Raw genomic sequence first — 25,572 nt, forward strand, 5'->3', positions numbered from 1 at the left:
GCCATCAAGAGCGGCAAAACACACAGGTGTTGCAACCACCACTAAAATCCGCCAACCCATGCAACCGCCCAGCAACCCATGCAGCAACCCATGCAGCAACCATGCAGCAACCATGCAGCTATCCAACTGGTTTCTCTGGTATTCCACAACCCACCAGCCATCCACCACTGGTTATCCACAATAGCGACGCATTCTACATTATCAGTTATCCACATTTTCCGAAAACGCCCCGATGCGACGAGGAAATCCGCTATGGTTACGCCATGGCATACCACATGACACATATCGGACCGTATCAACCCACCACAGCTATGGGCGGAGGCGACCTGACATCCGGTCCGCCATCCTCCATGCGCGACCGATTATCACAGATCAAATGGGATACAGTGCGCCGCTGCGCCGAAGCGACACTGCAAACCGATCGAACCCTGCTGTTCGGCATGACCACAGCGCTGAAGCTGCACAGCATACCGATTCCAGAAAACACCGATCTCGACGAGACGCAGCTCCACGTCGTAGTCGCTTCCGCACAGCAACGGATCCGCCTCGTCGGTACGAACATACTCACACACGTTTGGAATCACGCCGACACCGCCCCATTCACATCCGTCTATCCGAGCGTACGTGCAATCCACCCGTTCCATGTGTGGGCGCAGATGACGACTCATCTATCGTTCGAATCACTGATCACGCTCGGCGATTCGATCATCACCTCGCTTGCCGAAGACAGTAATTCAGCGTCGGGATCCGGCAATGTTGACGGCAAGGCCCCAGCTGCGATCACACGGCGGAATCTTGCCTCGTTCATCGGCGAGATGCCGGCATTCTCAGGCAAACGCGACTGTATCGCAGCCGCCGCGTTGACAGCTGCCAATGTGGATTCTCCCATGGAAACCAAATGCCGACTTGCAATTCTCGCCCACGGGCTGCCGCCATGCGAAACCGACTACATCGTGACGGGCATGTCATTTCGTTCGGGAGCGCCAATCAGGCTTGACATGGCATGGCCTCAGTGGAAGATCGCAATCGAATACGACGGCGATCACCATCGCACCGACAAACGGCAGTGGCGTTGGGACCAGGAAAAACGAGAACGGCTGCGTTCCCGAGGATGGATCGTGGCAATCGCCACTGCGGCGAATCTGTCAGACGAGCAGTCACAGGCTGAGTTCGCATTCGCTATCGCACGGCATCTGACATCGCGGGGTGCCGAATTCCAGTTTCGCGTGCAGGCCATGCCGCTGCGGAAAACGGCGACGACACTGGCAAAGCAGCTGGCAAAGCAGCAATGACGCAGACGGCAAGTTTGCAGCAGATGTTGTTCATGGCGGGGATTGTTTGGGATTCGTCGATCTGCAATTCACCGATCAGCGATACACATGCTGTGATGCACATGCTGCACACTACGCATCCAATGCACATGTGCAATGCATAGCAACGCGTAGCCGCGGACGCACCCATGCAGAAGACTTGATTCGTATTCGACTGTCGCAATACGTCGCAATACGTCTGTCACGCGACGCAAAAAACAAGGAAAAACGCGCCGCGTGACAACCCACCCGCGATCCGACCTTAATCGATCCCTCATCAGCCACGATCGAATGCAAGCACGCATCCAAGAAACGGCGGAATAACGCCATTCTTTGATAAGTCGTACCCGCCACAACACACGACCGCCGCCATTTCGAGCACCACCCGACACTGAAATCTGTCACGCGACGCAAAAAACGACGAAAATCACGCCGCGTGACAACCCACCCACGATCCGACCGCAATTCCCCCAAACAAGCCACGCCTGCGACAACCCCATGATGTAGGGATTTGCCCATGATGTAGGGAGCCGTTTTTGCAAAATGGCGGAATAAAGCCATTTTGCATCCCTGCATCATGGGCAGTTCCCTACACCATGCGAGAATCCCTACATGATGGGGCGGCGGATGGCGTCAGCGGGCCAGCGGTACGCGCGAGACGAATTCGCGAGGCTTACCGCACACCGGATCGATGAACGACAATCGACGTGCGACCAGCTGCAGCGGGTGGGAGAAGTCGTCGTAAGGGCGATCGATCACCTGCGGGTAGAGATCGTCGCCGACAATAGGCAATCCCAGCGAATTCATGTGCACGCGCAGCTGATGGGTCCGCCCCGTCCGCGGATGCATCGCATAGGAGCGCAAAACCGCCGGGCACGCGCCCGAACCCGCCGCATGCGCACCCGATCGATGCAACGCACGTCTCCTTCCACACTCCCGCTCACACGCGCACGATCCACACGCGCACGATCCACACGCGCGATCGCGCACACACGAGCCACAACCGCGCACAGCGCCAAGATCGCCACTGCCCGCAGCGGTGACGCCATGCGCTGCACCGCCGATTACGGCATCGATCGCATCGCCCGACAGCGCGATCACCGTCTCCGCATTGACCGCACCGGGCACCTCGAATGCCTGCAATACGCCGCGATCCTTGATGATGCGCGACCGGCGACACAGCGGAAACACGCGCGGCGGCTCCAAGCATTCCACCGTGCCGTATCGGGGCCGCCGAGCCGGCGAGGCCGCAGCGAGACACTCATAGGTCTTGCGGGCGCGACGCTCCTGGAACAGCATCTGGTAGGCGCCTCGCAGCGCGGGATCACGCACGAACAGCACGATGCCGGCCGTCGCCCGGTCCAGCCGATGCGCCGGAGTGATGCCATCGTCACCATACATCTCGCGTAGGCGGATCAGCGCGGTTTCGCGATACCACATGCCGCGCGGCGTGGTCGCAAGGAAATGCGGCTTGTCGATGACGATGATGCCGGCATCCTCATAGATCACGTCGAAATCAAACGGAATATGCGGTTCGTCCACCACCCAGCGATGGCGAGAAACCGGCTGAGAAACCGGGCGAGAAACCAGGCGACGAGCCGAGAGGAAAACCGGGCGAGCGCCACCGCTCTCCGCCGCCGCGTCACAGCACATGGGCGAGGAATTCCCTAAACCGCGGCGCGCTCGGATGCGCGATGATCTCAGGCCCACCCTGTTCGACCACCACGCCGCCATCCATGAACACCACCTGATCGGCGACTTCGCGGGCGAAACCGATCTCATGGGTGACGACGATCATGGTCATGCCCTCGTCGGCAAGCGAGCGCATCACGCCAAGCACCTCCCCCACCAGTTCGGGGTCAAGCGCCGATGTCGGCTCGTCGAAGAGCATGATGCTCGGCTTCATGGCCAATGCGCGCGCGATCGCCACCCGCTGCTGCTGCCCGCCCGAAAGCTGCGCCGGGTAGTGGTCGAGCCGCCCGCCGAGCCCGACGCGCTCCAGCTCGGCGATCGCCAGTTGCCGCGCCTCGGCCCTGCGCATCCCCTGAACGTGGACCGGAGCCTCCATCACGTTCTCCAATGCGGTCATGTGCGGGAACAGGTTAAACCGCTGGAACACCATGCCAAGCTTTTCGCGCTGCGCTGCCACCGCCCTGTCGTCGAGGGTCTGCAGCATCCGACGCCCACGACGCTCGACGTACCGGTAGCCGATCATCTCGCCGTTGACCTCAATGCGCCCGCCGGTGAGCGTCTCCAACTGGTTGATGAGCCGAAGGAACGTGGATTTGCCCGACCCGGAAGGTCCGAGAATCACCGTCACGCTGCCCGGCATCACCGTCATGTCAACGCCTTTGAGCACATGCAGCGAGCCAAACGCCTTGTGCACGCCGACCGCTCTGACCGCCGGGATCACCGTGCCGCCAGCCGGCACTGGGCGCGCCGCATCAGTCTGTTTCATCGTCATCTCCTTATCACATTATCGCCGCACCGCACAACGCACGCACCACACACGCACCATACATCACGCGGTCATGCCGTTGAACACGGCCTCGTTGATCTTGTTCACGTCATCGCGCGGCTCGCCCTCCGTCTTGCCGGGCAGCGGCGCGCGCCGCCCGCGAGCGCCGGTGGGCCGTGCGTCGAATCCCTTGGCGAAATGACGTTCCAATTGCGCCTGCACCGCCATCAGCACCGAGGTGATGAGCAGATACCAGAAGCATGCCACGATCAGCAGCGGAATCGGCTGATAGATGCGGTTGGCGATGGCGGTGGTCGCGAACTGCAGTTCGAAGGTGAACGGCACGGCGGTGACCAGCGACGTGGTTTTGAGCATGCCGATCGTCTCGTTGCCGGTCGGTGGGATGATGATGCGCATGGCCTGCGGCAGGATGATGCGTCGCATGATGAGCAATCGCTTCATGCCGAGCGCCTGCGCGGCCTCCGTCTGCCCCGGATCGACCGCCTCCAGTCCGGCGCGCACGATCTCGGAAAGGTAGGCTGCCTCGTTGAGCGCCAGTCCGATCCATGCGGCGTTGAACGCGGTGATCACATCATTGGAATCGACGCTCCAGAATTCGATCGAAGTGAACGGTATGCCGATGCCGATTCGCGGCACGAGCACGGCGAACAATCCCCAGAACACCAGCTGCGTGTAGACCGGCGTGCCGCGGAAGAACCATATGAAGAACCAGCTGACGCCCCGCAGCACCGGATTGACCGATTTGCGCATGATCGCCAGCCCCACGGCCAGCACCATGGCGACCGCCATCGCCAATACGGTCAGTTCCAGCGTGTAGCGGATGCCGTCGAGCACCCGCTCGTTGAACAGGTATCGCCATACGATCGGCCATTCGAATCGTGGATTGACGATCAGACCGTGGATCAGCGCCACTGCGGCAAGCGCCACGATGATGCCGGCGATGATCGGACCGGGTCGGCGCACCGGCAGCGCCTCGATGCGGTCGGGGATGTCGAGCCCGTCGCCGTCGCCTGTCTGCTTCGCCATGGTTGTCGTGTCCTCCTCGCTCGAATCGGTTTGCTGGTCCGCTAGGCTGTGAATCCACTATAATCCGCCACTTTGCTGGTTTGCTGGTTGTTGGTTTGCTGGTTGTTCCGAATTCGCCGGCTTGTTGATTATCTGATTATCTGATTATCTGTTCTGATTTGCTGGTTCGCTGGTTTTGCTGTTGTTCTGATTTGCCAGGGCACGATCAGTCCGTCGGATTGATTTCGGCCCTGCCTATCGCTCCCGATTGCACGCCCCAATGCCGCAGTATGCGCAGATACGTGCCGTCGTCCATCAGCTTCTGCATGCCGGCCTGCACTGCCTTGACGGTTGCCGAGTCCCCTTTGCGAATGGCGATGGCGTTGGGCACGGCGTCGAATTCGCCGCCGAGCCGTTCCAGCCGATTGCCGGTCTGCTCGATCGCGTATCCGACGACCGGCGAGTCCGCGAAGAACACGTCGGCCTTGCCGACCACCACGGCGGTGGTGGCGTCCGCCTGCTGACGGAACGACTGCACGGCTATGCGCGCCCTGCCCTGAGCTCGGCATCGCGCGTCGGCGTCGTCGATGTTCGTCTCCTCGACGGTGCCGGTCTGCACGGTGACGCGTCGCCCGCACAGGTCGCCGACGTCCACGCCGCGCGGATTGCCGGTGGCGACCGCGTAGCTCATTCCCGCGGTGAAATACGTGACGAAATCGACCGATCCCAGCCGTTCGCGGGTGACGGTGAACGCGGAGATGCCCAGATCATATTTGCTGCCGACCGCCGGTATGATCGTTTCGAAATTCGATGCGACGATGTCGACGTCGAGTCCGAATATGCGGCCGAGCGCACGCGCCAGATCCATGTCGTAGCCGAGGGCGGTGCGGCCGTCAGCCGCCAGAAACTCGGCCGGCGCATATGACGGGTTCGTGCCGACGGTCAGCACGCCGTCGTCGGTGACGGATGCGGGAAGCATGGCGGCGATGCGCTCGTCGAACCGCACGTCGCTCACATCGTAGCTGGAGATGGTCCGCCCGGCGCTCACGCCGCCGTCGCTGGTGCCGCATGCGGCCAGCGGCACCGCCGTCATCGCGATCGGCAGCATCGCGGCAAGGATTCGGCGAAGTCGCGCGGTATGGCGTGGCATGGGGGCTCCTGATTTCGTCGGGTTGATGCTAGTGGTCAATCTCGCTAATAATTGAGGTCCAGCTGTTGTCTCTCCCCCGGTCGGCTTCGCTGACAGCCCCCCCTCATCAGAGGGGACAGCACCACTGAGATCATTGCGAGACAGACCACTGGGTGATGCTGAACTGCTGGGTTGGGGGTGCGGCTGGGTGCTGGATTGGCGATGCTGAATTCATGAGGCTGAATTCGCGATGCTGCCTGATGCCGCCGCTTGCACCGATCAGCGGGATCGCTTGTTGGCGTAGCGCATGACGCGCAGCGCCTCGCGCTTGTCCTGCTCCTCGCGCAGCGCCTGCCGCTTGTCGAATTCGCGCTTGCCTCGCGCCAGAGCGATCTGGGCTTTGACGCGACCGTCCTTGAAGTACAGGCTGAGCGGAATGATCGTGTATCCCTTGGCCTGCGACGCCCGATTCAGCTTGTCGATCTCACGCTCGTGGAGCAGAAGCTTCCTCTTGCGCTTGGGTGCGTGATTGTTCCACGTGCCGTTGAGATATTCAGGAATGTTCGCGTTCTCCAGCCAGATCTCGCCGCGTCGATCGATGCTGATGAATGATTCGGCCAGCGAGGCGCGTCCCTCGCGCAGCGACTTCACTTCGGTGCCGGTCAGCGCGATGCCCGCCTCATACTGATCCTCGATGCTGTAGTCGTGCCGAGCGCGCTTGTTCTGCACGATCAGTTTGGTGCCGGTCTCTTTGGGCATGTTCTCCTCCTCTCATCTCGCCTCGGACATTCCCGCATGGCATGATCATCTGTCTAGCCATGCTACTCGCGGAACGTCGTTTTTATTGTGACCTAGGAAACAGCAAATGGGCCGTCCGTCGTAACGAACGACCCATTATAGGCCAAGGGTGATACGTCATCAAGGCAGCACCAGCGCAACGCACTGTAATCCATTAGCGCATTGCCATAGCACATTGCAACAGTGCTCCTAGCTGCCGCGATGCGTCACCTCTCGTCGAGACGCATCGCGACTCGCCCCACTCAGTGCACGAACCAATACTGCCCCGCGTTGGTGAGCACACGGCTGTGCATAATGTACGGCCCGCCCCAGTTCATTTCCGAAATCATGAACGTGCCGTTGGAATACACCGCCTCGACCACGGCCACATGCCCGTAGACGCCGTCGGCACCATCTTGGCCGGGAAGGAACGAAAGCGCCGCACCGACCTGCGGATTATGATCGACGCGCAGCCCGTAGCTGGGGGCGTTGCGCCACCAGTCGCCGCCGTTGCCGAGCCATGACGGCGTGCCGATACCCATCTCCTTGCGGCGGTTGTACGCGTACCAGGTGCACTGGCCGGCGACGTAGCGGTTGCCGATGTCGCCGTTGCTGGTGCCCTGACCGCCGGTGCCGCCAGTGTTGGGTCGGGTCGTTGTGGTGCCGCCGGTGGAGCCGCCCGTATTCGGTCTGGTGGTGGTCGAACCGCCTGTGGTGCCGGAATTGGTCGGCGGCTTGGAGGTGCCCTGACCCTGATTCTGCGAGCCGGCGTTCTGCGCTGCCTGCCACTGTTCCTGCTGATACTGACGGTTCAGCGAATCGATCTGGGATTGCAGCACCACCGTCTGCGCAGCCTGCTTTGCGGAGGCGTCGCCAAGCTGGTCCTCCAGGCTTTCGAGTTCCGTGCGCCGCTTCTCGCCATCCGCGCGAAGCTGGTCAAGCGACTCGCGTTCCTGCTGCGCGCTTGCCGCGCTCGTCTGCGCCGCGGCGGAGGCCTCATCGGCTTTGGTCTTCAGATCGGCGATGCGCTGCTCGATGGCGGACAGCCGTTCGCTGCGGTTCATCGAGGTGTTCAGCGACTCGGCCGCCGAGGATGCGGCGTTCGATTCGCTACGGGACAGCGCCTGACGTGACTGCATCGCGTTGACGAATTCGGTGGTGCTCTTCGAGCCGGTCACCACGCTCATCACATCGGAGGCGTTCGATCCGTGCAGCGAATCACGGGCCATCTGCGCCACGGCGGCATGCGCATCGTCGTAGTCCTTGCCGGTCTTCTTGATCTGCTCCTCAAGGTTCGACTTGTCCTTGCGGGCGGCTTCGAGGCGCTGCGCGGCGGCCTCGGCATCGCTCTGCGCCGCCGCCGCGGCCTCGTTGGCCTTTTCGACGGCTGCCTGCGCGGCGGGGATGCGATTGTTGGTCAGATCGTCGAGTTCAAGGATCTTGCTCGCCAAATCGCTTCTCACACCGGCAAGCTGGGCTTTGAGCTCCGCTTCGCGCTGTGCGCTGGCCGCCTTCTGATTCTGCGCATTCACCAGATCGCCGTAGGTGTCCGCGCGGGCCACCGGCACGAAGGCGGGCGACGTCATCGTCACCGCCATCGTTGCGCACAGGGCCGCGGCACTCACAGCGGCGACGAGAGGCTTCGCGACTCGTTTCCTGATCATCAACGCTTCCTTTCGCTCATGTGCATCACACCATATCAGACGATGCTCAAAATACTCTTGCGGCGTAGTCGCTGCGGTCGAGAGATTCGTCACAGTGTTCGCAGAACCCAGTCGCAGCGCCCATTCGCGGTGCCCAGCGCAGCACCGCCGCATCCAGCGCCAACCGCGGCATCACGCCTTGAGATACCGCCGCAGCGAGATCATCGACGCGATCACCGACAGCAGCACCGCGCCCAGCGCGAGGAACGGCGAGATCAGCAGCACGGTCGTCTGATCGACATAGGGAATCCATGTGACCGATTCCGCGAGCCATCCGGTGACGAAAACGCGCACGATCACCGACAGCATCACACAGGACAACACCGATCCGAGCAGCGAGGCGATCGCCCCCTCCAGAATGAACGGGAGTCGAATCGTCCAATTCGAAGCGCCGACCAGACGCATGATCTCCGTCTCCTGACGCCGGGATGCGGCCGACATGCGGATCGTCGTAGCAGTCAGCAGAATCGCGACGACCACCATGACCGCGGCGAGCACGGCGGTGACGACGGTCGCGCGGTTGAGCACGGCGAACACCGGCTCGAAGATCTGCCGCTGATCGGAGACCTCCTCAACGCCGTCGCGCCCGGAGAGCACTTCGGAGACCACCTGATACTTCTCGGGATTCTTGAGCTTGAGCCACAGCGAATCCTGCATGTCGTCGGCGGTCAGCGTACGCCCCTGATACTCGCCGTTGGGATACTGCTTGAGGAAGGTGCTCTCGTAGAACTGCTTCTTCGATATGTAGGTGATCTTGGAAACGTCGTCCGGCAGCTCATCGCGGATGACCTGCTGCAGATCAGCGATCTGCTGCTGCGTGGGCGATTTGCCGCTGGCGCAGTTGGCCGACTGGCTGGTGCCGTCCGGGCACAGCCACACCACGACCTCGACCTGATCGTACCAGCCCGCCTTCGCCTTGGTGATCTGCGCCTGCGTGAGCACCGACGCGCCGATGAACAGGAACGAGATGAACGTGACGAGCATCACCGACAGCAGCATCGGCACGTTGCGCCTCAGGCTGGTCCACGTCTCCGATAGAATGAATCGCGCTCTCATCGGCTCGTCTCCTGTCCGTTCTGACCGTCACCGCTGGAATGTGCCGCCGTGCCGCTTCCGCTCGCGTTGCCGACGTGGGCGTGGGCGCTGACATTGACGCCGACGGCATGCGCTTGGGCACCATGTGCATGACCGCGCTGCTCTCCGCGCTGCCGCGGTTGGGTTGGCGGAGCTGGCGGCTGCAGCTCAGCCGACTGGGCTGACGGGGTCGAAGATACCGGCGGAGTAGGCGGGGTTGGCGGAACTGGCTGAGTAGGTGGCGCGGGCGGCATTGATGCGGCCGTGGTCTTCTCCCTCTGCTTCGGCTCGTGCCCGCCGGTGGCTGCTGCGGCATGGCGCGAATCGCGGCGACGCTCGTCGGGATGCCGGTGATGCTGTCCGCTTGGATTGGATTCGACGGCATGGGAGGCGTTCGACTTCGGTTGGCTCGGTTCGGCTTTGTCGGAACCGGCTTTGGCTGACCCGGCTCCACCCGCCTTGGATTCGGATTCCTTGCGCCTGGCGTATTCCTCAAGGCTCAGTCCACGCCCCCAAGTCAGGGTGGTTTCCACTTGGGTGAACGCCTCGCCATAGCGGCCGGTCCGCCCGGAATGCACGGAATTGGCGAGCCGAGCGATGCCCTCGTTCTCCGCGCCGGATTCGATCGCCGCGTTCACCGCGTCGAGCGCACCGGCGACGTCTCTGCCGCGCTTCTGCTTCGATTGCGGGGAGCCGGACGTCGAATCAGCCGCCGCGCCAGACGCCGAACCGGATATCGGATAGCCGGATGATGCCGAATCCGCCGAAGTGCGCGACTTCGCACCGGAACCGGAAGCGGAAGCGGCACCGGAGTCGGCACCGGAACCGATGGCCTGATGGGATTTCGATTCGACTTCGGCGTCGGGGAAGTACAGCGCTGAATCATAGGAGCCTTCGCGCTCGTCGCGCACAATATGGCCAGCGTGCAGCTCGACCACGCGTTTGCGCATGGAGTTGACGATCTCCTCGTTGTGGGTGGCCATCACGATCGTGGTGCCGGTGCGGTTGATCGCGTCGAGCACCTCCATGATGCCCAGCGAGGTCGTCGGATCGAGGTTGCCGGTGGGCTCGTCGGCAAGCAGGATCTGCGGATGATTCACATAGGCGCGCGCGATCGCGACGCGCTGCGCCTCACCGCCCGACAGTTCGTGCGGATAGCTGTTCTCCTTGCCGGTCAGTCCCACGGTCTGGAGGACCTTGGGCACCAGCGAGCGGATGGTGGAGCGACGGGTGCCGATCACCTCAAGCGCAAACGCCACGTTCTGCCACACGGTCTTGTTGTTGAGCAGCTTGTAGTCCTGGAAGACGAAGCCGATCGAGCGACGGTACTGCGGCACCTGCCTGTTGGACAGACGCCGCAGATCGTTGCCTGCGACATGGATCTCACCGCCGGTGGCCTCCTCCTCACGCAGCAGCAGGCTCAGCAGCGTCGTCTTGCCGGAACCCGACGCGCCGACCAGGAACACGAAATCGCCGCGGTTGATCGACAGATCGATCTTGTCCAGCGCCGGCCGTGTGCCTTTGGGATAGATTTTGCTCACATGTTCCAATGAGATGAGTGCCATATCGACTCCCCCTGTTCCGTGCGTTGCGTGCCACCCACTGCGGTATCGTCTGCCGGATCGCATCGCCGGCCCGGCAATCGCCCGCGTGTGACGCGACTGTGCCTACTATGCCTGGGCGGCCTCTGCCTCGGCCTTCGCCTGTCGACGCTGCTCATGGCGCCAGCGGATGCCGGCCTCAAGGAAGCCGTCGATGTCGCCGTCGAACACCGCCTGCGTCTGACTGGTCTCGTAACCGGTGCGCAGATCCTTGACCATCTGGTAGGGATGCAGCACATAGGAGCGCATCTGGTCGCCCCAGCTGGCCTTGATGTCGCCCGCGAGCTCCTTCTTCTTCTTGGCCTCCTCCTCATGGCGCAGCACGAGCAGTCGCGACTGGAGCACGGCCATGGCGGCGGCACGGTTCTGGATCTGCGAGCGCTCGTCCTGCATCGTGACGACGATGCCGGTGGGAAGGTGGGTGATGCGCACCGCGGAATACGTGGTGTTGACGCCCTGTCCGCCGGGGCCGGACGAGCAGTAGGTGTCGATGCGGATGTCGGTGTCGGGGATGTCGATGTGATCGGTCGCCTCGACGAGCGGCACCACCTCGACGGCGGCGAAGCTGGTCTGGCGGCGTCCCTGATTGTCGAACGGCGAGATGCGCACCAGTCGATGCGTGCCGCCCTCGACCGACAGACGACCATATGCGTACGGCGCGTCGATCTGGAAGGTCGCGGATTTGATGCCCGCCTCCTCGGCGTAGGAGGTGTCCATCATCTTCGCCTTGTACCCGTTGCGCTCGGCCCAGCGCAGATACATGCGCAGCAGCATCTGCGCGAAGTCGGCGGCATCGACGCCACCGGCGCCGGAGCGGATCGTCACCACGGCGGAACGCTCGTCATACTCGCCGTCAAGCAGCGTCTGGATCTCCATGTCGTCGAGATCCTTGCGAATGGAGGCGATCTCGCTGCGCGCCTCCGCGAGGGAGTCGTCGTCCTCCATCTCGCGTCCCAGTTCGACCAGCGTCTCGACATCGTCGATGCGCTGCTGCGCCGTAGTGAGTCGCTTGAGCTGCGACTGCGCCGCGGACAGGCGGCTCGTCACCTTCTGCGCATTGTCGGGATCGTCCCACAGGCCCGGCTCTGCGGCCTTGCCGGACAGATCCTTGATCTGGGCCTTGAGACGGTCCACGTCCAAGGCCTTGGCGATGGACTCGTATTTGGCACGAGCCTCGCCGATCTCCTGCGAATAGTCAAATTCTGCCATCGTTAACCACCATACATGTGTCGTTTGCGAATAACCGATTGTCGTTGCGCCCGTGAACAGGCTCCGCACAATTTGACGGGCATCGTCGCGAATCCGCCCTCGGGCCGGAGCCGAATGCATCGGACCGACCCGAGATCGCCTCCGGTGAGGCGCAGGGCGGGGACGGCGGAATCATGCGGTTCCGCCGTTACGTCAAAGGCCGGCGTAGATGGCGGGAATGACCATGCTCAGGAGCATCGCCGCGGCGACGACGATGCACACCACCCGCACCACGGTGCGGCGGTGGCGTTCTCGACGCGCGCGTTCGTTCCTGTAATCGTTCACGTCGGACCATTGTACCGATGCACCCGGATTTACCCGACCGTATTCGCCGACGGCTTGCAGCGCGATTCGCGGGCGATTCGCGGCGCGATGGCGAGACGGACCCGTATGCTGGAGCCATCGTCATCACCGCCCGTAGTCGGCGATGACACGGCGAACCGTGCCGCGCCGCGTCATGCGACGGCACTGCATCCAACAAAAGGAGCACATGATGAGTGAACAACGCACCGCATGGGGCTGGGGATTGGCCTCCATCGACGATGCCGGAACCACACTGGACGTCTGGTATCCCACCCTGCAGCTCGGCGAGGCGCCGGCCCCCGCCGACAGGCCAGTGCACGGCTTCGGCACGCTCGTGCACGACGATCCCGATGCGCGCGGCATCCGGCGCACCCCTGTGTTCACCGTCAGCGATCTCGACGCGCCGATCAGGGACGCCGCCGACGCCTATCTGCGACTCCATCTGCTGTCCCAGCGTCTCGCCAAGCCGAACACGATCAATCTCGACGGCATCTTCGCCCAGCTTGCCAACGTCGTGTGGACCAACTACGGCCCCTTCGCCGTCGAGACCTTCGCGCAGCGCAAGATCGACGTCGAATCGGCGTCCATCACCGCAGCCGACGCCTTCGCCGCGCAGGTGGGTCTGCCCCATGCGGCACCGACCAACACCGTCAACGTGTTCGCCATCGACAAGTTCCCGCGCATGATCGACTACGTCACGCCCACCGGCGTGCGCATCGGCGACGCGGACCGCGTGCGTCTGGGCGCGCATCTGGCCGAAGGCACCACGGTCATGCATGCAGGATTCGTCAACTTCAACGCCGGAACGCTCGGCGTGTGCATGATCGAGGGACGAGTCTCACAGGGCGTCGTCGTGGGCGACGGCTCCGACGTCGGCGGCGGCGCCTCCATCATGGGCACGTTGTCGGGCGGCGGCAAGCTGCGCAATTCCATCGGCGAGCATTCGCTGCTTGGCGCCAACGCCGGCATCGGCATCTCGCTGGGCGACAACTGCGTCGTCGAAGCCGGCCTGTACATCACCGCCGGCACCAAGATCACCGTGGTCGACAAGGCCAAGATCGCCGCCGGCGAGCCGCTTGACGTGGTCAAGGGCGCCGATCTGTCCGGAAAGAACAACATCCTGTTCATCCGCAACTCGGTGACCGGCCGCATCGAGGCGCGCTACCGCAAGACGGGCATCGAGCTCAACACCAAGCTGCACAAGAACTAGCGGTCCGTCTCGCACATGATCGAGGGGGCGGCTTTCTCGTGAGCTACCGCCAGTAGCCCGCCAGCCGCCCGAGTGACATCAGCCCGCCATCGGCACGCTCAGACGCAGCGAGGCGAGATCGACGGTGAAGTCCGACAACGGCACCGCGGCAAGGCGCTGGGAATTGTTGTAGACGGCGAGCGCGAGCCGATGGCCGGCGCGCACGATCCAGTCGGTGGCGAGCAGATCGAAGGAGACGTCGAACCATTCGCCGACCGGCGTGGGCGTGAATTCGGTGAGGGAATCCTTATGCGCGGTGGCGATCCATCCACGGGTCACCATGTTGTACATCTCATGCGATTTGCGTGGCGCGCATATGGGGAAGATCGCCTTGTCCTCGTCGCTGGTGCCGCCGCACGCCGGACGCTTCTCCTTGAGTTCGATGAGCGCGTGGATGTCCTCGCTGACCTGCACGTAGTTGCCTTCGCCGTATTCGATGAGCGAGGCGCACAGATTCGTGTCGCCGGCAGTCGCCTTGACGCGCATGGTCAGACGCGGCGTGCCGGAGACATGCATATCGTGCGGCAACGGCTCGGACACATAGAGCAGCCGGTCGTCGTGGGGAACCGTGGAATCGGCGTACGGCGTGAGCTCGTGGATGCGCGCGCCCTTGAACGTCGCGATCATGCCCGCGTTCGCGCTCTGCGACGCATCGGCCGCAGCAGCATCGGCACTATCGTCGGTGCCATCGGCAACATCGGCGGCGTCGGATTCGACCAACGAGCCAAGACGCGCCGCGGCAGCAGCCCCAGCATGCCCAGCAACCGTGGCATCCGAATCGTTCGATTCCACCGCCGCCGTGCCGGGGCGCACCGTGAACGTGTGCATCGTCGTCGCCGGAACCGGCCAGCTCGCATACTCGTGCCAGTTGCCGTCCCCGTCCTCGATCGAGGCGACGGGCTCGTCCATGATGCCGTTGTCGACGCTTTTGAGCCAGTAGTCGAACCAGCGTTCCAGCGTCGTCAGCCACACGTCGTGGCGCACGTCGAACGGGTCGTCGTGCGCGTACTGATGAAGCCAGATCTTGCGTGGCACATCGTATTGGCACAAGGCGTCCCAGTAGGTGTCGACCTGATTCATCATCACGTTGAGGTCGTTGACGCCGTGCACGATGAACACGGCCGCCTTGAAGTCCTTGACATGCGACCGATAGTCGCGCTCCGCCCAGAAGTCGTTGTATCGGCGCAGCTCCTTGTCGGCGCCGTCGTGCAGCGTCTGCCACCCGCCCTTCGTGTTGAACCGCTGCAGCCGCCCCTCGGCCGGGGACTGAAGCGTCACCGCGAAGTTGTCCGGCTCGAACCAGCCTCCGTCCGCATCGTCGCCGTTGAGCAGCGCGCCATGCGGATGATACCAGTCGTATTGGCTGGAGATGGCGGAGATCGGCACGATCGTCCTGAGCCCTTCGATGCCGGTTGCGGCCATGCCGTTGGGCACGGAGCCGTCATAGGATTTTCCGATCGCGCCGACGAGGCCGGATGCCCAATCCGCCGTCATCTCATTGTCCGGTTCGCGTCGATCCCGCGTCATATAGCCCTTCGCGCGGCCGTTGAGCCAGTCGACCACCGCATTGGCCGAGGCGACGTCCTTGCGACCGCCGATGTCGCAGAATCCCTCCGACAGCGCGGTACCGGACGTATCGACCATGATGACCGCGTAGCCGCGCGGCACGAAATAGTTGTCGAAGAAGAACGGGAACAGGGACAGCGGACTGTTCCACTTGTCCTCGGGATGCATGTAGGTCTTCTTCTCGCCATGCCGGTCGTAGAGCTCATAATACGGACTCGGGTCCATGATGACGGGAATCCGCTCCACGCCGTCGAGCTCACGCGGGCGAATGATGTCCGCGCGGATGAGATCGTTGCGCCCGTCGGCATCGCCGTCGAACGGCAATTCGATGTAGACGAACTCGCGAATCGCGTTCTCATAGGAGTAGCGCGCCGTGCCGCCCTGCGATCCGCTCTGTGATCCACCCTGTGATTGAGCCATGTCTTCCTCCAGTCAGGCCGGCCTCGCATCATGATCGACCGCTGATCGGCCGCCCGTGACCACGCTACAGTCACCGCACAACAACGTCGGCAATAGCGGCACAGCAATATCAGCTGCACAGCGGCAACAAAAAGCGGGCCGGGCGATTCCTCGCCTGGCCCGCCGCCGTCGACACCCGTTGCGAGCATCGACGCAATACGTCTTGGTGAATGCGGATACGCCGTCGTCCGCGCCGACTCGCCGTGGCGATCGGGGACAGTGCGTGCGTCACCGCGCGCTCACATCACCGCCGGTCGGCGATGGGATTGAGCGGATCGTGATTCTGAGTGGTGAGAACCGGTGCCCAGATGATGTTGTTGGTCGCGTATGCGACCGGCCGAATGGTGTCATACATGATAGTGCTCCTTGTGGGATCGTACGATGCGGTCAAGCCGCTGGTTGTAGGACATGCTTGTGGCATGCCCTACATTCCAATATACGAACAGGAGTCACTATTCCCAAGATCGGCGTTTCGCGCGGATTATGCCACGAACAGATGGTGAACGCGCCTTGAATCCCACATTACGAGACTCTGATTCCATTCGCCACGCCACTGGAGCCGCCAGCCGTAACCGCCAGCCGATCGTCAACACCGCCGTCAACGCTGGTCGAGCGGCACGTAGTCGCGTTCGGTCTCGCCGGTGTAGACCTGCCTCGGACGGCCGATCTTCGTGTTGGGATCGGCGAGCATCTCGCGATACTGCGCGATCCAACCGGGAATGCGGCCAAGCGCGAACAAGGTGGTGAACATGGCCGGATCGAAGCCGATCGCACGGTAGATCAGTCCGGTGTAGAAATCCACATTGGGGTACAGGTGGCGCGAAACGAAGTACTCGTCGCTCAGCGCGATCGACTCCAGCTCGACGGCAACGTCGAACAGCGCCCGTTCGTCGGCGGGCAGCTTCGTCGTGTCCTCGCGCGCCATGATCTTCTCCAGATAGGTCTTCGCGATCGCTGCACGAGGATCATACGACTTGTACACGCGATGACCAAGTCCGGAGATGCGCTGCCCGTTGGCCTTGGCCTCCTCGACGAACTCGCGCACCGACTTGCCGGAGTCGCGGATGGCCTTGAGCTGGCGCAGCACCGCCTCGTTCGCACCGCCGTGCAACGGGCCGGACAATGCGTTGATGCCGGCGGCGATCGCCGAATACAGGTTGGCGTGTGCGGAACCGGCGATGCGCACCACCGACGTGGAGCAGTTCTGCTCATGGTCGGCATGGATGATGAGCAGTCGGCCGAGCGCGTGCACATACAGCGGATCGGACTCGAACGGCTCGTAGGGCACGGCGAAGCACATGCGCAGGAAGTCGTCGACGTAGCCGCGCGCATAGTCCGGATAGAGCATCGGCTCGTCGCGGCGACGGCGGAAGATGTACGACACGATCGTGCGCACTTTCGCCATGATGACCACGGCCGCCTCGTCCAGCTGGTCGGAATCATTGATGTCGGTCGTGTCCGGGTAGAACGTGGCCAGCGCGTTGACCGCCGAGGCGAGCATGCTCATCGGATGCGCGGTGCGCGGGAACGAGCCGAGGAACGTGCGGAAATCCTCGCCGACCATCGTGCGATGGTTGACATCGGAGCAGAACTTCTCGTACTGCTGGCGGTTGGGCAGTTCGCCATGCCGCAGCAGCCACGCCACCTCAAGGAAATCGGACTGGTCGCACAGCTGCTCGATCGGATAGCCGCGGTAGCGCAGTATGGAACGCTGGCCGTCGATGAACGTGATCTTCGATTCGCACTGCGCCGTCGTCAGGAATCCGGGATCGAGCGTGACCCAACCGTCGTTGCGCAACGTGGAGACCACGATGCCGTCCGGCCCTTCCGTGGCGGTGACCACCGGCAGCGTATACCTGCTGTCGTCGACGTTCAGCTGGGCGGTTGCCATGTCCGTGCTCCTTTCGATTCACCTGCGACCTGTCTCGCGAAAGTATCGATCACTATAGGGCATGCATGTTTCGACGCAAGTCGGCATCTCAAAAAAACCAAACTGCAAAAGCTCAAAAACGCAGCAAACGCAAAAAACGGGGTCCCTGAGCTTCAAGCACTGAGCTTCAGGGACCCCGTTTGGCGTATGCTCGCGGCGCAGTCGATGGGACCGCCGCCGCGTGCCCGTCAGTCGCGCGTGGTGAGGATGACCGGTCCGTCCTCGGTGATGGCGATGGTGTGCTCGCTGTGTGCGCCGCGCGAACCGTCGGAGGAGCGCAGCGTCCAGCCGTCCTTGGGGTCCTGATAGATCTCGTCGGTGGTCTTGAGGAACCACGGTTCGATGGCGATCACCAGTCCCGGACGCAGCCGGTAGCCGTGATGGGCCTTGCCGTCGTTGGGAACGTGCGGATCGCCGTGCATGATGTGACCGACGCCGTGGCCACCGAATTCAAGGTTGATCGGATATCCGTATTCACGCGCCACATCGCCGATGGTCGAGGAGATGTCGCCGAGCCTGTTGCCGGGCTGTGCGGCGTCGATGCCGGCTGCGAGCGCCTCTTCGGTGCACTTGATGAGCCGCAGATCGCTCTGGTCGGGATCGTTGCCGACGACGAAGCTGATAGCGGAGTCGCCGACCCAGCCGTCCACGTTGATGGCGAGATCCAGCGACACCAGATCACCGTCCTTGAGCGTGTAGTCGTAGGGCACGCCGTGAAGCACCGCATCGTTGACGGACGTGCAGATGTAGTGCGCGAACGGACCGGTTCCGAAATCCGGCGCATAGTCCACATAGCAGGACAGCGCCCCCTTGCGGTCGACGATCTGCTTGTGGACGAATTCGTCGATCTCCAGCAGGTTGGTGCCCACCTTCGTCATGGAGCGCAGCTCCCGGAGAATATGCCCGACGAAGCGGCCCGCCGGCTTCATCGCCTCGATTTCCTGTGGTGTCTTCAGTTCGATCATGAGTGTCTTTCTACAATTATTGAGATTGCTTCTCACGGATTGATTCTCACAGTAGCCCAGCGCATCGTCATTCGGACGCAGGGCGGGATGCGGGGCAACACGATTGGGCAACGCGGCCCCCGGCGACGTGATTCGGCGACGAGATGCGGAGGTGTGACTCAGCGACGCGGCTCAACGACGCGAAGCGGAGGCGGAGCGTCCGAACGTGAACGCGCGCACCAGCGAGGAGACGCCCATGACCACAAGGGAGCATCCGGCGAAGATCACCAGAAACACGGTGGAGCTCAGCGGCGCGAACAGCACGACCAGTCCTGCGATGATCGAGATGACGCCATAGGCGACCGACCAGCCGGCGCGTATGGTCCGCCACGATTCGGCTATCGCCATCACACCCTCGGTGATCCAGCCCATGCCTATGACGAGCGTGACCATGATCGCCAGCGTCTGCCCGGAGAGCATGGCGTTTTTGAGCACCGCGACGCCGCCGACCGCAAGCAGCACGCCGATCATGATGTCGAGCACACGCCAGCCGGCTGGCAGACCAAGCTCCACGATCGCACTGACGATGCGGATCACGCCGGAAACCACGAAATAGATGCCGAGCGCGACCGCAAGCACAGTGAAGGTGCGACTGGGCCAGAACAGCAGCGCCACGCCGAGCACGAGCGCGGCGATGCCCACGATGCCATACATGCAGCGTATGGCGCTTTTCGCCCGCTGGGGCAGCATCTCCTCGACCAGTTTGAACGGGTTGACGTGCTGCCAGTCGGCGGGACCGTACTGCGCGCCGGGATCGCCGGCGGTGTTGCGCGGACCGTTCCACTGCGCGTTGGGATCAACGTAGGCGTATGGACGGCCGTAGTTCGCACCGGAATCGGCATTGGCTGCGGATTCGCCGTTGGGTTCAGCGCCGCGGATGCCGCCGTTGGGCGCATAGGCACCGTATTCCGGCTGTCCGCCGCCGTTGCCGGCATTCATATCATCATGCATATTGCGATCGTTGCTGTTGCTGCTGTTGCTGCTGTTGCTGCTGTTCATCGCGACTCCTTCCGGTTGGCGTGAGTCCTCGGCTGCGTGCGCTGCGTCTGCATGACTGTTGCATGCGCGCGTGTCGCGTCTGCATGATCGTCGTGACGACTGATCGTCGCGTTCATGGCGCTCGAAGCGGCGATGAGACATCTGCGACGATCCGATGATCCGAGGCAGTAGACATCTCGCAACGCATTCCGCAGCGGTCTGTTATGACCGATTGTACGAGGCGGCACGCGGTTGTCCATAGGCAGAATCGACGGAACCGTCCGTTTTCATCCATCAGTTTTCACAGGATGCGAAACCGCCGCCAGGAAACCGTCACCAAGCCGCGGTGGACCGCCGCCGAGCCGATGCGGAACCATCGCCGTGCTATCGCAATCGCCGCCGCGTATTAGGCTGGAGGCCATGACTACTGCATTGACATCCGGCATCGATCCGGCATCGTTCTCATCCGTCATCAAGCCGTCCGACGATCTGTTCCGTTTCGTGAACGGACCGTGGATCGACACCTATCGCCTGCCCGACGACCGCTCCCGCTACGGCTCATTCGACAAGCTCGCCGAGGATGCGGAGCATCAGATCCGCGACATCCTTGAGGACGACGACTGCCCTGCGGTCAAATCGCAGGCCCTGTACCGCTCCTTCCTTGACACCGATGCGATCGAGGCGGCGGGCATCAGCCCGATCAAGGCCGACCTCGATGCCATTGCGGAGGTCAGTACCAAGGCCGATCTCGTTCGCGTACTGGGCGCCGCGAACATCACCGGCGGCCCCGATCTGTTCGACACCGGTGTGATCGGCGATCCGAAGGATCCGAACACGAACGTGCTGCACATCGGACAGGGCGGTCTGGGACTGCCCGACGAGGCCTACTATCGCGAGGATCGCTACAAGCCCATCCGCGACGCCTACGTGGACATGATCTCCCGTCAGCTGCGCAACGCCGGCCTGGTCGCCGACGAGGACGAGGCCGACGCCAAGGCGAACCGACTCCTTGACGTGGAAAGCCGCATCGCCGCCGGGCACTGGGACAATGTGGCGACCCGCGACTCGGTGAAGACGTACAATCCGACCTCCTATGCCACACTGCGCGACACCCTCGCCGACTTCGACCTCGACGCATGGGTCGACGCCTGGCAGCACGCCTATGACGCGACGGACGCCTCCAAGGCCCAGCCGGTCGATCTGCGGGAGGCCATGGAGCATACGATCGTGCATGAGCCCAGCTTCTTCAAGGCGCTCAACGCCTTCTGGCGCGACGCCGAGCTCGACGATCTCAAGCTGTGGGCGCTGGTGCATACGCTCATCGGCTGGGCTGGGCTGCTGTCCGGCAAGTTCGACCGCACGAACTTCGACTTCTACGGTCGCACGCTGTCCGGCGCCAAGGAGCAGCGCGACCGTTGGAAGCGCGCGGTGGGTCTGGTCGACGGCGTGTGCGGCGAGGACGTCGGACGCGAATATGTGCGCCGTCACTTCCCCGAAAGTTCCAAGCAGCGCATGGAGCAGCTCGTGGCGAACCTCATCGACGCCTATCGCGTCTCGATCACGAACAGCGACTGGCTGGGCGAGGACACCAAGGCCAAGGCGCTGGAGAAGCTCTCCAAGTTCACGCCGATGATCGGCTACACGGAGCATTGGCGCGACTACACCGCACTCGACGTGCGCGCCGACAAGGGGCTGGTCGACAACATGCGCGCCGCGAACCTGTACGAGACCGGATACCGACTCGCCAAGGCGGGCAAGCCCGTCGACAAGGGCGAGTGGGAGATGAACCCGCAGACCGTCAACGCCTACTACGATCCCAGCAAGAACGTGATCGTGTTCCCCGCAGCGATTCTTCAGCCTCCGTTCTTCAACCCTAAGGCCGACGATGCGGCCAACTACGGCGGAATCGGTGCCGTGATCGGCCACGAGATCGGCCACGGCTTCGACGATCAGGGCTCGCAGTACGACGGCGACGGCACGCTGGCGGACTGGTGGACCCCGGAGGACAAGGCGAACTTCGAGGCGCGCACGAAGGCGCTCATCGAACAGTACAACGCGTTCGTGCCCGTGCAGCTCGCCGAGAAGTACGCCGACGAGCCCGACAAGGCCCCGCACGTCAACGGCGCCCTGACCATCGGCGAGAACATCGGCGATCTTGGCGGCGTGACCATCGCGCTCAAGGCATACGCCTTCGCGCTTGACGAGGCCGCTGGCCGCTCCAAGGACGGTTCTGTCGAGGCGATCGAGCAGTCTCTGGACTCGGCTCCCGTGATCGACGGATACACCGGCGTTCAGCGCTTCTTCCTGAGCTACGCCTCGATCTGGCGCACCAAGAACCGCGACGAGCTGGCGGAGCAGTATCTGCAGATCGATCCTCACTCCCCCGCCGAATGCCGCACGAACGGCATCGTGCGCAACGTCGACCTGTTCTACAAGGCGTTCGGCGTGCACGAAGGCGACGGCATGTGGCTCGCTCCGGAGCACCGCGTCTCCATCTGGTGACCTGCCGGGGCTAGGCTGTCCGGCAGCCTAGCCCCGGTACCCACCCGGCGACCTGCCCGTGCTGTCGGTGTGCTCTGGCCGGAGAACCGATTATTGGCCATTGTTCGACGGGCATCGACCATTGATCACACACTTCAATGACAAAGAGCAATGGCCGGAGTTTGCCGACTGCATGGTCAATCCCGCCGGATGACACGTAGTCGAATCGCATCCTGCCGAATCACATGCCACCGCCGAACTCGTCGGTTGGTTCTTCAGCCATCTCGGCATCCGGCGGCATGCCATTCGGCGGCATGCTCTGCAGCGGATGGTTCTGCGCCGACGCACCCTGCGCAGGCTCGCTCGACTGTGACGAATCCTGACCGTCCTGCACCGCACTGGTGTCGATCTGAGCACCCTGCGGCATAGCATTGCCGGCTCCGTTCTGCGCAAATGCGACGTTTGCGGGAGCGCTTCCATTGGCGGGTGCGTTTGAACCCGCATTCTGAGCGCCACCCGCGGCTGCCTCATCCTCCTTTCTCGGCACTTGAAGCCGCGCGATGCCGTAGTTGAGATCCGGCCCGACGTTGCTGGCGTTGATGACGATCTGCGTCTGGCGCTTGCCTGTATTGTCGGCCCACTCCTCCATGCCGAGCGTGCCCACGACGATGAGCGGCGTACCCTTGCGCAGACAGGTAAGCAGGTTCTGCGCCAGTGTTCGGTACGTCTTGACCGTCACCCATGTGGTTGGAAGGTTCTTCCACTGCCGATTGTCGTCATAATAGCCGCGCGAGGATGCCAGCCTGAATGAGCACATGGATCGCTCCTTGGGACCGAATTCCCTTGGCTCGCTGCCTGCTCTGCCGGTGATGGTGATGGTGCTGTCCTGAATTGCCATGATGATCTCCTTGCTAATGCTTTGGCACGTGTGGCCCGACCGAACCACGGCTCAGGGATCTCGTCTGACTGGCGTTCTCGGCGATGCTTTGAATGCACTCGTCTGCCATCGGCCGGAACCGTGGTTCATGCGGTCAGTCCACTGTGCATCATCAACTGCGATAGCGAAAGCCCAAAAGGGCATTGTGGACGCAGAGCCCACCCTTCGGCGTGTTGTGGAAAACTCGACTGCGAAAAACCCAGCGATCTTGCGAAAAACGCGAAAACCACTGCGTCACTGCGCAGCGGACTGCGTCAGCGGACAGCACAAGGGAAGCATAGGCCCGCATAGTCTATGCAATAGCTGTGCAATACGCAAAAAGGCCGCGCGACGAACCCTCATGGGATGTCGCGCGGCCGCAATCTGCCGCAATCTGCCGCAGCCAAAGGCGGCAAAAGCAGCCAGCGGAGCTACAGACAGTAACGCCACTGGCCGCGAAACCTGTTACAGGCGCTTCATGATCTCATCGACCGCGTCGGCGACCGGCACGGCAACCGAGTTGCCGCCGTCACGATCACGCACTTCGATCGTGCCGTTGTTCACGGTATCGCGACCGGCGACGGCGATCAGCGGCACGCCGATCAGCTCGGCGTCCTTGAACTTGACGCCCGGCGACACCTTCTTGCGGTCGTCGTAGATGACTTCAACGCCTCGCGCCTCCAGATCGGAGACAAGCCGTTCGGCGGCCTCGAACGCAGCCGCATCCTTGCCGGTCGCCACCACATGCACCTGCGCCGGCGCGATCACCGACGGCCATGCCAGACCGCGATCGTCGTGATGCGTCTCCGCGATGCATGCGAGCACGCGGGACACGCCGATGCCGTAGCAGCCCATCCACACCGGCACCGCCTTGCCGTTCTGGTCAAGAACCTTGAGTCCCAGCGCATTGGAGTACTTGAGGCCAAGCTGGAACACCTGGCCGATCTCCACGCCGCGTTCGAAGCTCAACGGACCGGAGCCGTCGGGGCTCATGTCGCCGTGACGCACCTCAACCGCCTCGACCACACCATCAGCCTCGAAGTCACGGCCGTAGACCGCATGGAAACGATGCTTGCCGGTCTCATCGCCGCCGATGATCCACTCGGAGCCCTTGACGACATGCGCATCAACAAAGAAACGAACCGGCTCGGCGATGCCAGCGGCCTCTCCCTGCTTGCCGAACGCCATCGGACCCATATATCCGGCCACCATCTCCGGGTGAGCCTTGAGATCATCCTCAGTGGACTCCTCGATCTCGGAAGGCGCGAACTGTGCCTCCAGACGCTTCATGTCCACCTGACGATCGCCGGGCACGGCCACGGCGACGACTTCTCGCCACGGTTCGTCATGATCGTCGTCCTCGGCGTGCATCACCGTGATGGCCACGGTCTTGAGCGTGTCCGCAGCCGTCCATGCGCGGCCGTCCTCACGCGGATACAGGCGGTCGGCGGCATCGACCAGCGCCTCGATGGTCTTGGCATCCGGCGTGTCGCGGGTATCCATCGCCGGCGTGCCGGACGCGTCGATCTCGGGCAGCTCGGGCGTGTGCAGCGCCTCGACGTTCCACGCCTTGCCGGAGGGGGCCAGCGCGAACGTGTCCTCGCCGATGGCCATCGGGGCCAGGAACTCCTCGGACGCGGAGCCGCCCATCGGGCCGGACATGGCGAACACGGGCACGTACCTGAGATCGAGCCGCTGGAAGATGCGCTCATAGGCGCCGCGCTCGTCGTAGTACGCCTTCTTCATGCCCTCCTCGTCGATGGTGAACGAGTAGGCGTCCTTCATGATGAACTCGCGGCCGCGAATAAGGCCGGCGCGCGGGCGGAACTCGTCACGGTACTTGGTCTGGATCTGGTACAGCGTGACCGGCAGATCCTTGTACGAGGAATACATGTCCTTGACGAGCAGCGTGAACATCTCCTCATGGGTGGGCGCCAGCAGGTAGTCGGCCTGATGACGGTCCTTGAGGCGGAAGATGTTGTCGCCGTACTCCTCCCAACGATGGGTGGCCTCATACGGCTCGCGCGGCAGCAGGGCCGGGAAGTGCACCTCCTGGGCGCCGATGCCATTGATCTCCTCGCGGATGATGGCCTCGATCTTGTTGAGAACGCGCAGGCCGAGCGGCAGCCAGGTCCAGATGCCGGGCGCGGCCTTGCGGATGTATCCGGCGCGCTGCAGCAGTTTTGCGGAATCGACGTCCGCGTCGGCGGGGTCCTCGCGCAACGTGCGCAGGAACAGGGTAGACATGCGAAGTGCTTTGGAACTCATACGCCCCAACCTACTCAGTCAGCCGGACCGCCGAAGCCGCCGTCACGACTATCACACGGCGGCCCCACGCACGCTCCATGACCGCTCCACGC

General features: G+C 63.0%; 19 protein-coding genes. 3 read left to right on the plus strand and 16 right to left on the minus strand.

All coding sequences use genetic code 11. The annotated features are described in order from the left end of the window. Positions 1-1,292, plus strand: a 1,292-nt coding sequence (locus EHS19_RS07135; RefSeq protein ID WP_206666335.1) for an endonuclease domain-containing protein, incomplete at its 5' end; no start/stop codon positions are given. Between the two features lie 651 nt (positions 1,293-1,943). Here the strand turns inward: EHS19_RS07135 and EHS19_RS11390 are convergent. The 10 genes from EHS19_RS11390 to EHS19_RS11580 all read right to left on the minus strand — a co-directional run bounded on the left by EHS19_RS11390 (position 1,944) and on the right by EHS19_RS11580 (position 12,611). After that, positions 1,944-2,855 (minus strand): pseudouridine synthase, encoded by a 912-nt coding sequence (locus EHS19_RS11390; protein WP_241677142.1) that lies wholly within the window; start codon positions 2,853-2,855, stop codon positions 1,944-1,946. A gap of 97 nt (positions 2,856-2,952) precedes the next feature. Then, the gene (locus EHS19_RS07150; protein ID WP_151917088.1) at positions 2,953-3,774 is read right to left on the minus strand and encodes an amino acid ABC transporter ATP-binding protein; all 822 of its coding nucleotides are present in this window, start codon (positions 3,772-3,774) and stop codon (positions 2,953-2,955) included. Positions 3,775-3,831: 57 nt separating this feature from the next. Then, on the minus strand, positions 3,832-4,815 hold the full coding sequence (locus tag EHS19_RS07155; protein ID WP_151917089.1) for an amino acid ABC transporter permease: 984 nt from the start codon (positions 4,813-4,815) through the stop codon (positions 3,832-3,834). A gap of 205 nt (positions 4,816-5,020) precedes the next feature. Then, on the minus strand, positions 5,021-5,944 hold the full coding sequence (locus EHS19_RS07160; RefSeq protein ID WP_151917090.1) for an ABC transporter substrate-binding protein: 924 nt from the start codon (positions 5,942-5,944) through the stop codon (positions 5,021-5,023). 258 nt (positions 5,945-6,202) lie between these two features. After that, positions 6,203-6,682 (minus strand): SsrA-binding protein SmpB, encoded by a 480-nt coding sequence (gene smpB, locus EHS19_RS07165; RefSeq protein WP_151917091.1) that lies wholly within the window; start codon positions 6,680-6,682, stop codon positions 6,203-6,205. Between the two features lie 281 nt (positions 6,683-6,963). Then, a complete protein-coding gene (locus EHS19_RS07170; RefSeq protein WP_151917092.1) occupies positions 6,964-8,364 on the minus strand; it encodes a CHAP domain-containing protein in 1,401 nt (466 codons plus the stop codon). Positions 8,365-8,535: 171 nt separating this feature from the next. After that, a complete protein-coding gene (ftsX, locus tag EHS19_RS07175) occupies positions 8,536-9,459 on the minus strand; it encodes a permease-like cell division protein FtsX (RefSeq protein ID WP_151917093.1) in 924 nt (307 codons plus the stop codon). Beyond that, positions 9,456-11,042: a cell division ATP-binding protein FtsE gene (gene ftsE / locus EHS19_RS07180; protein ID WP_151917094.1), complete on the minus strand. Its 1,587-nt coding sequence runs from the start codon at positions 11,040-11,042 to the stop codon at positions 9,456-9,458. Before ftsE ends, ftsX begins: the two co-directional genes overlap by 4 nt. A gap of 105 nt (positions 11,043-11,147) precedes the next feature. Next, positions 11,148-12,287: a peptide chain release factor 2 gene (gene prfB, locus EHS19_RS07185; RefSeq protein WP_151917095.1), complete on the minus strand. Its 1,140-nt coding sequence runs from the start codon at positions 12,285-12,287 to the stop codon at positions 11,148-11,150. 192 nt (positions 12,288-12,479) lie between these two features. After that, positions 12,480-12,611, minus strand: a complete 132-nt coding sequence (locus tag EHS19_RS11580) for a hypothetical protein (protein WP_277752791.1) — start codon at positions 12,609-12,611, stop codon at positions 12,480-12,482. Positions 12,612-12,819: 208 nt separating this feature from the next. Here EHS19_RS11580 and dapD point away from each other — a divergent pair, with 208 nt between their 5' ends. After that, the gene (gene dapD, locus EHS19_RS07190; protein ID WP_151917108.1) at positions 12,820-13,839 is read left to right on the plus strand and encodes a 2,3,4,5-tetrahydropyridine-2,6-dicarboxylate N-succinyltransferase; all 1,020 of its coding nucleotides are present in this window, start codon (positions 12,820-12,822) and stop codon (positions 13,837-13,839) included. A gap of 78 nt (positions 13,840-13,917) precedes the next feature. Here dapD and EHS19_RS07195 read toward each other — a convergent pair whose 3' ends face one another. The 4 genes from EHS19_RS07195 to EHS19_RS07210 all read right to left on the minus strand — a co-directional run bounded on the left by EHS19_RS07195 (position 13,918) and on the right by EHS19_RS07210 (position 19,836). Beyond that, complete coding sequence (locus EHS19_RS07195; RefSeq protein WP_151917096.1) at positions 13,918-15,864, minus strand: CocE/NonD family hydrolase; 1,947 nt, start codon at positions 15,862-15,864, stop codon at positions 13,918-13,920. A gap of 637 nt (positions 15,865-16,501) precedes the next feature. Further along, entirely contained in the window at positions 16,502-17,794 is a 1,293-nt protein-coding gene (locus tag EHS19_RS07200; RefSeq protein ID WP_151917097.1) for a citrate synthase, read from the minus strand. Between the two features lie 227 nt (positions 17,795-18,021). After that, a complete protein-coding gene (gene map, locus EHS19_RS07205; RefSeq protein WP_151917098.1) occupies positions 18,022-18,798 on the minus strand; it encodes a type I methionyl aminopeptidase in 777 nt (258 codons plus the stop codon). Positions 18,799-18,969: 171 nt separating this feature from the next. After that, positions 18,970-19,836 (minus strand): HdeD family acid-resistance protein, encoded by an 867-nt coding sequence (locus EHS19_RS07210; protein WP_175578362.1) that lies wholly within the window; start codon positions 19,834-19,836, stop codon positions 18,970-18,972. A gap of 399 nt (positions 19,837-20,235) precedes the next feature. Here EHS19_RS07210 and EHS19_RS07215 point away from each other — a divergent pair, with 399 nt between their 5' ends. Then, entirely contained in the window at positions 20,236-22,317 is a 2,082-nt protein-coding gene (locus EHS19_RS07215) for a M13 family metallopeptidase (RefSeq protein ID WP_151917099.1), read from the plus strand. Between the two features lie 220 nt (positions 22,318-22,537). Here the strand turns inward: EHS19_RS07215 and EHS19_RS07220 are convergent, their stop codons facing one another. Together EHS19_RS07220 and EHS19_RS07225 are read right to left on the minus strand one after the other, a co-directional pair. Further along, positions 22,538-23,194, minus strand: coding sequence for a single-stranded DNA-binding protein (locus EHS19_RS07220; protein WP_151917100.1), 657 nt, complete (start codon positions 23,192-23,194; stop codon positions 22,538-22,540). Positions 23,195-23,677: 483 nt separating this feature from the next. After that, positions 23,678-25,480, minus strand: coding sequence for a proline--tRNA ligase (locus EHS19_RS07225; protein ID WP_175578363.1), 1,803 nt, complete (start codon positions 25,478-25,480; stop codon positions 23,678-23,680). Positions 25,481-25,572: the final 92 nt, after the last annotated feature.

The sequence above is a fragment of the Bifidobacterium jacchi genome (genome assembly GCF_009078285.1).
In the GTDB taxonomy this organism is placed as follows: Bacteria; Actinomycetota; Actinomycetes; order Actinomycetales; family Bifidobacteriaceae; genus Bifidobacterium; species Bifidobacterium jacchi.

Excerpts from the sequence above, each read along its gene's own strand:
- dapD (WP_151917108.1), top strand. The coding sequence starts at position 12,820 with ATGAGTGAACAACGCACCGCATGGGGCTGGGGATTGGCCTCCATCGAC.
- EHS19_RS07210 (WP_175578362.1), bottom strand. The coding sequence starts at position 19,836 with ATGAACAGCAGCAACAGCAGCAACAGCAGCAACAGCAACGATCGCAAT.
- EHS19_RS07155 (WP_151917089.1), bottom strand. The coding sequence starts at position 4,815 with ATGGCGAAGCAGACAGGCGACGGCGACGGGCTCGACATCCCCGACCGC.
- EHS19_RS07160 (WP_151917090.1), bottom strand. The coding sequence starts at position 5,944 with ATGCCACGCCATACCGCGCGACTTCGCCGAATCCTTGCCGCGATGCTG.
- EHS19_RS07195 (WP_151917096.1), bottom strand. The coding sequence starts at position 15,864 with ATGGCTCAATCACAGGGTGGATCACAGAGCGGATCGCAGGGCGGCACG.
- ftsE (WP_151917094.1), bottom strand. The coding sequence starts at position 11,042 with ATGGCACTCATCTCATTGGAACATGTGAGCAAAATCTATCCCAAAGGC.
- EHS19_RS07170 (WP_151917092.1), bottom strand. The coding sequence starts at position 8,364 with ATGATCAGGAAACGAGTCGCGAAGCCTCTCGTCGCCGCTGTGAGTGCC.
- EHS19_RS07150 (WP_151917088.1), bottom strand. The coding sequence starts at position 3,774 with ATGACGATGAAACAGACTGATGCGGCGCGCCCAGTGCCGGCTGGCGGC.
- EHS19_RS07215 (WP_151917099.1), top strand. The coding sequence starts at position 20,236 with ATGACTACTGCATTGACATCCGGCATCGATCCGGCATCGTTCTCATCC.
- smpB (WP_151917091.1), bottom strand. The coding sequence starts at position 6,682 with ATGCCCAAAGAGACCGGCACCAAACTGATCGTGCAGAACAAGCGCGCT.
- prfB (WP_151917095.1), bottom strand. The coding sequence starts at position 12,287 with ATGGCAGAATTTGACTATTCGCAGGAGATCGGCGAGGCTCGTGCCAAA.
- EHS19_RS07225 (WP_175578363.1), bottom strand. The coding sequence starts at position 25,480 with ATGAGTTCCAAAGCACTTCGCATGTCTACCCTGTTCCTGCGCACGTTG.
- ftsX (WP_151917093.1), bottom strand. The coding sequence starts at position 9,459 with ATGAGAGCGCGATTCATTCTATCGGAGACGTGGACCAGCCTGAGGCGC.
- EHS19_RS07200 (WP_151917097.1), bottom strand. The coding sequence starts at position 17,794 with ATGGCAACCGCCCAGCTGAACGTCGACGACAGCAGGTATACGCTGCCG.
- map (WP_151917098.1), bottom strand. The coding sequence starts at position 18,798 with ATGATCGAACTGAAGACACCACAGGAAATCGAGGCGATGAAGCCGGCG.
- EHS19_RS07220 (WP_151917100.1), bottom strand. The coding sequence starts at position 23,194 with ATGGCAATTCAGGACAGCACCATCACCATCACCGGCAGAGCAGGCAGC.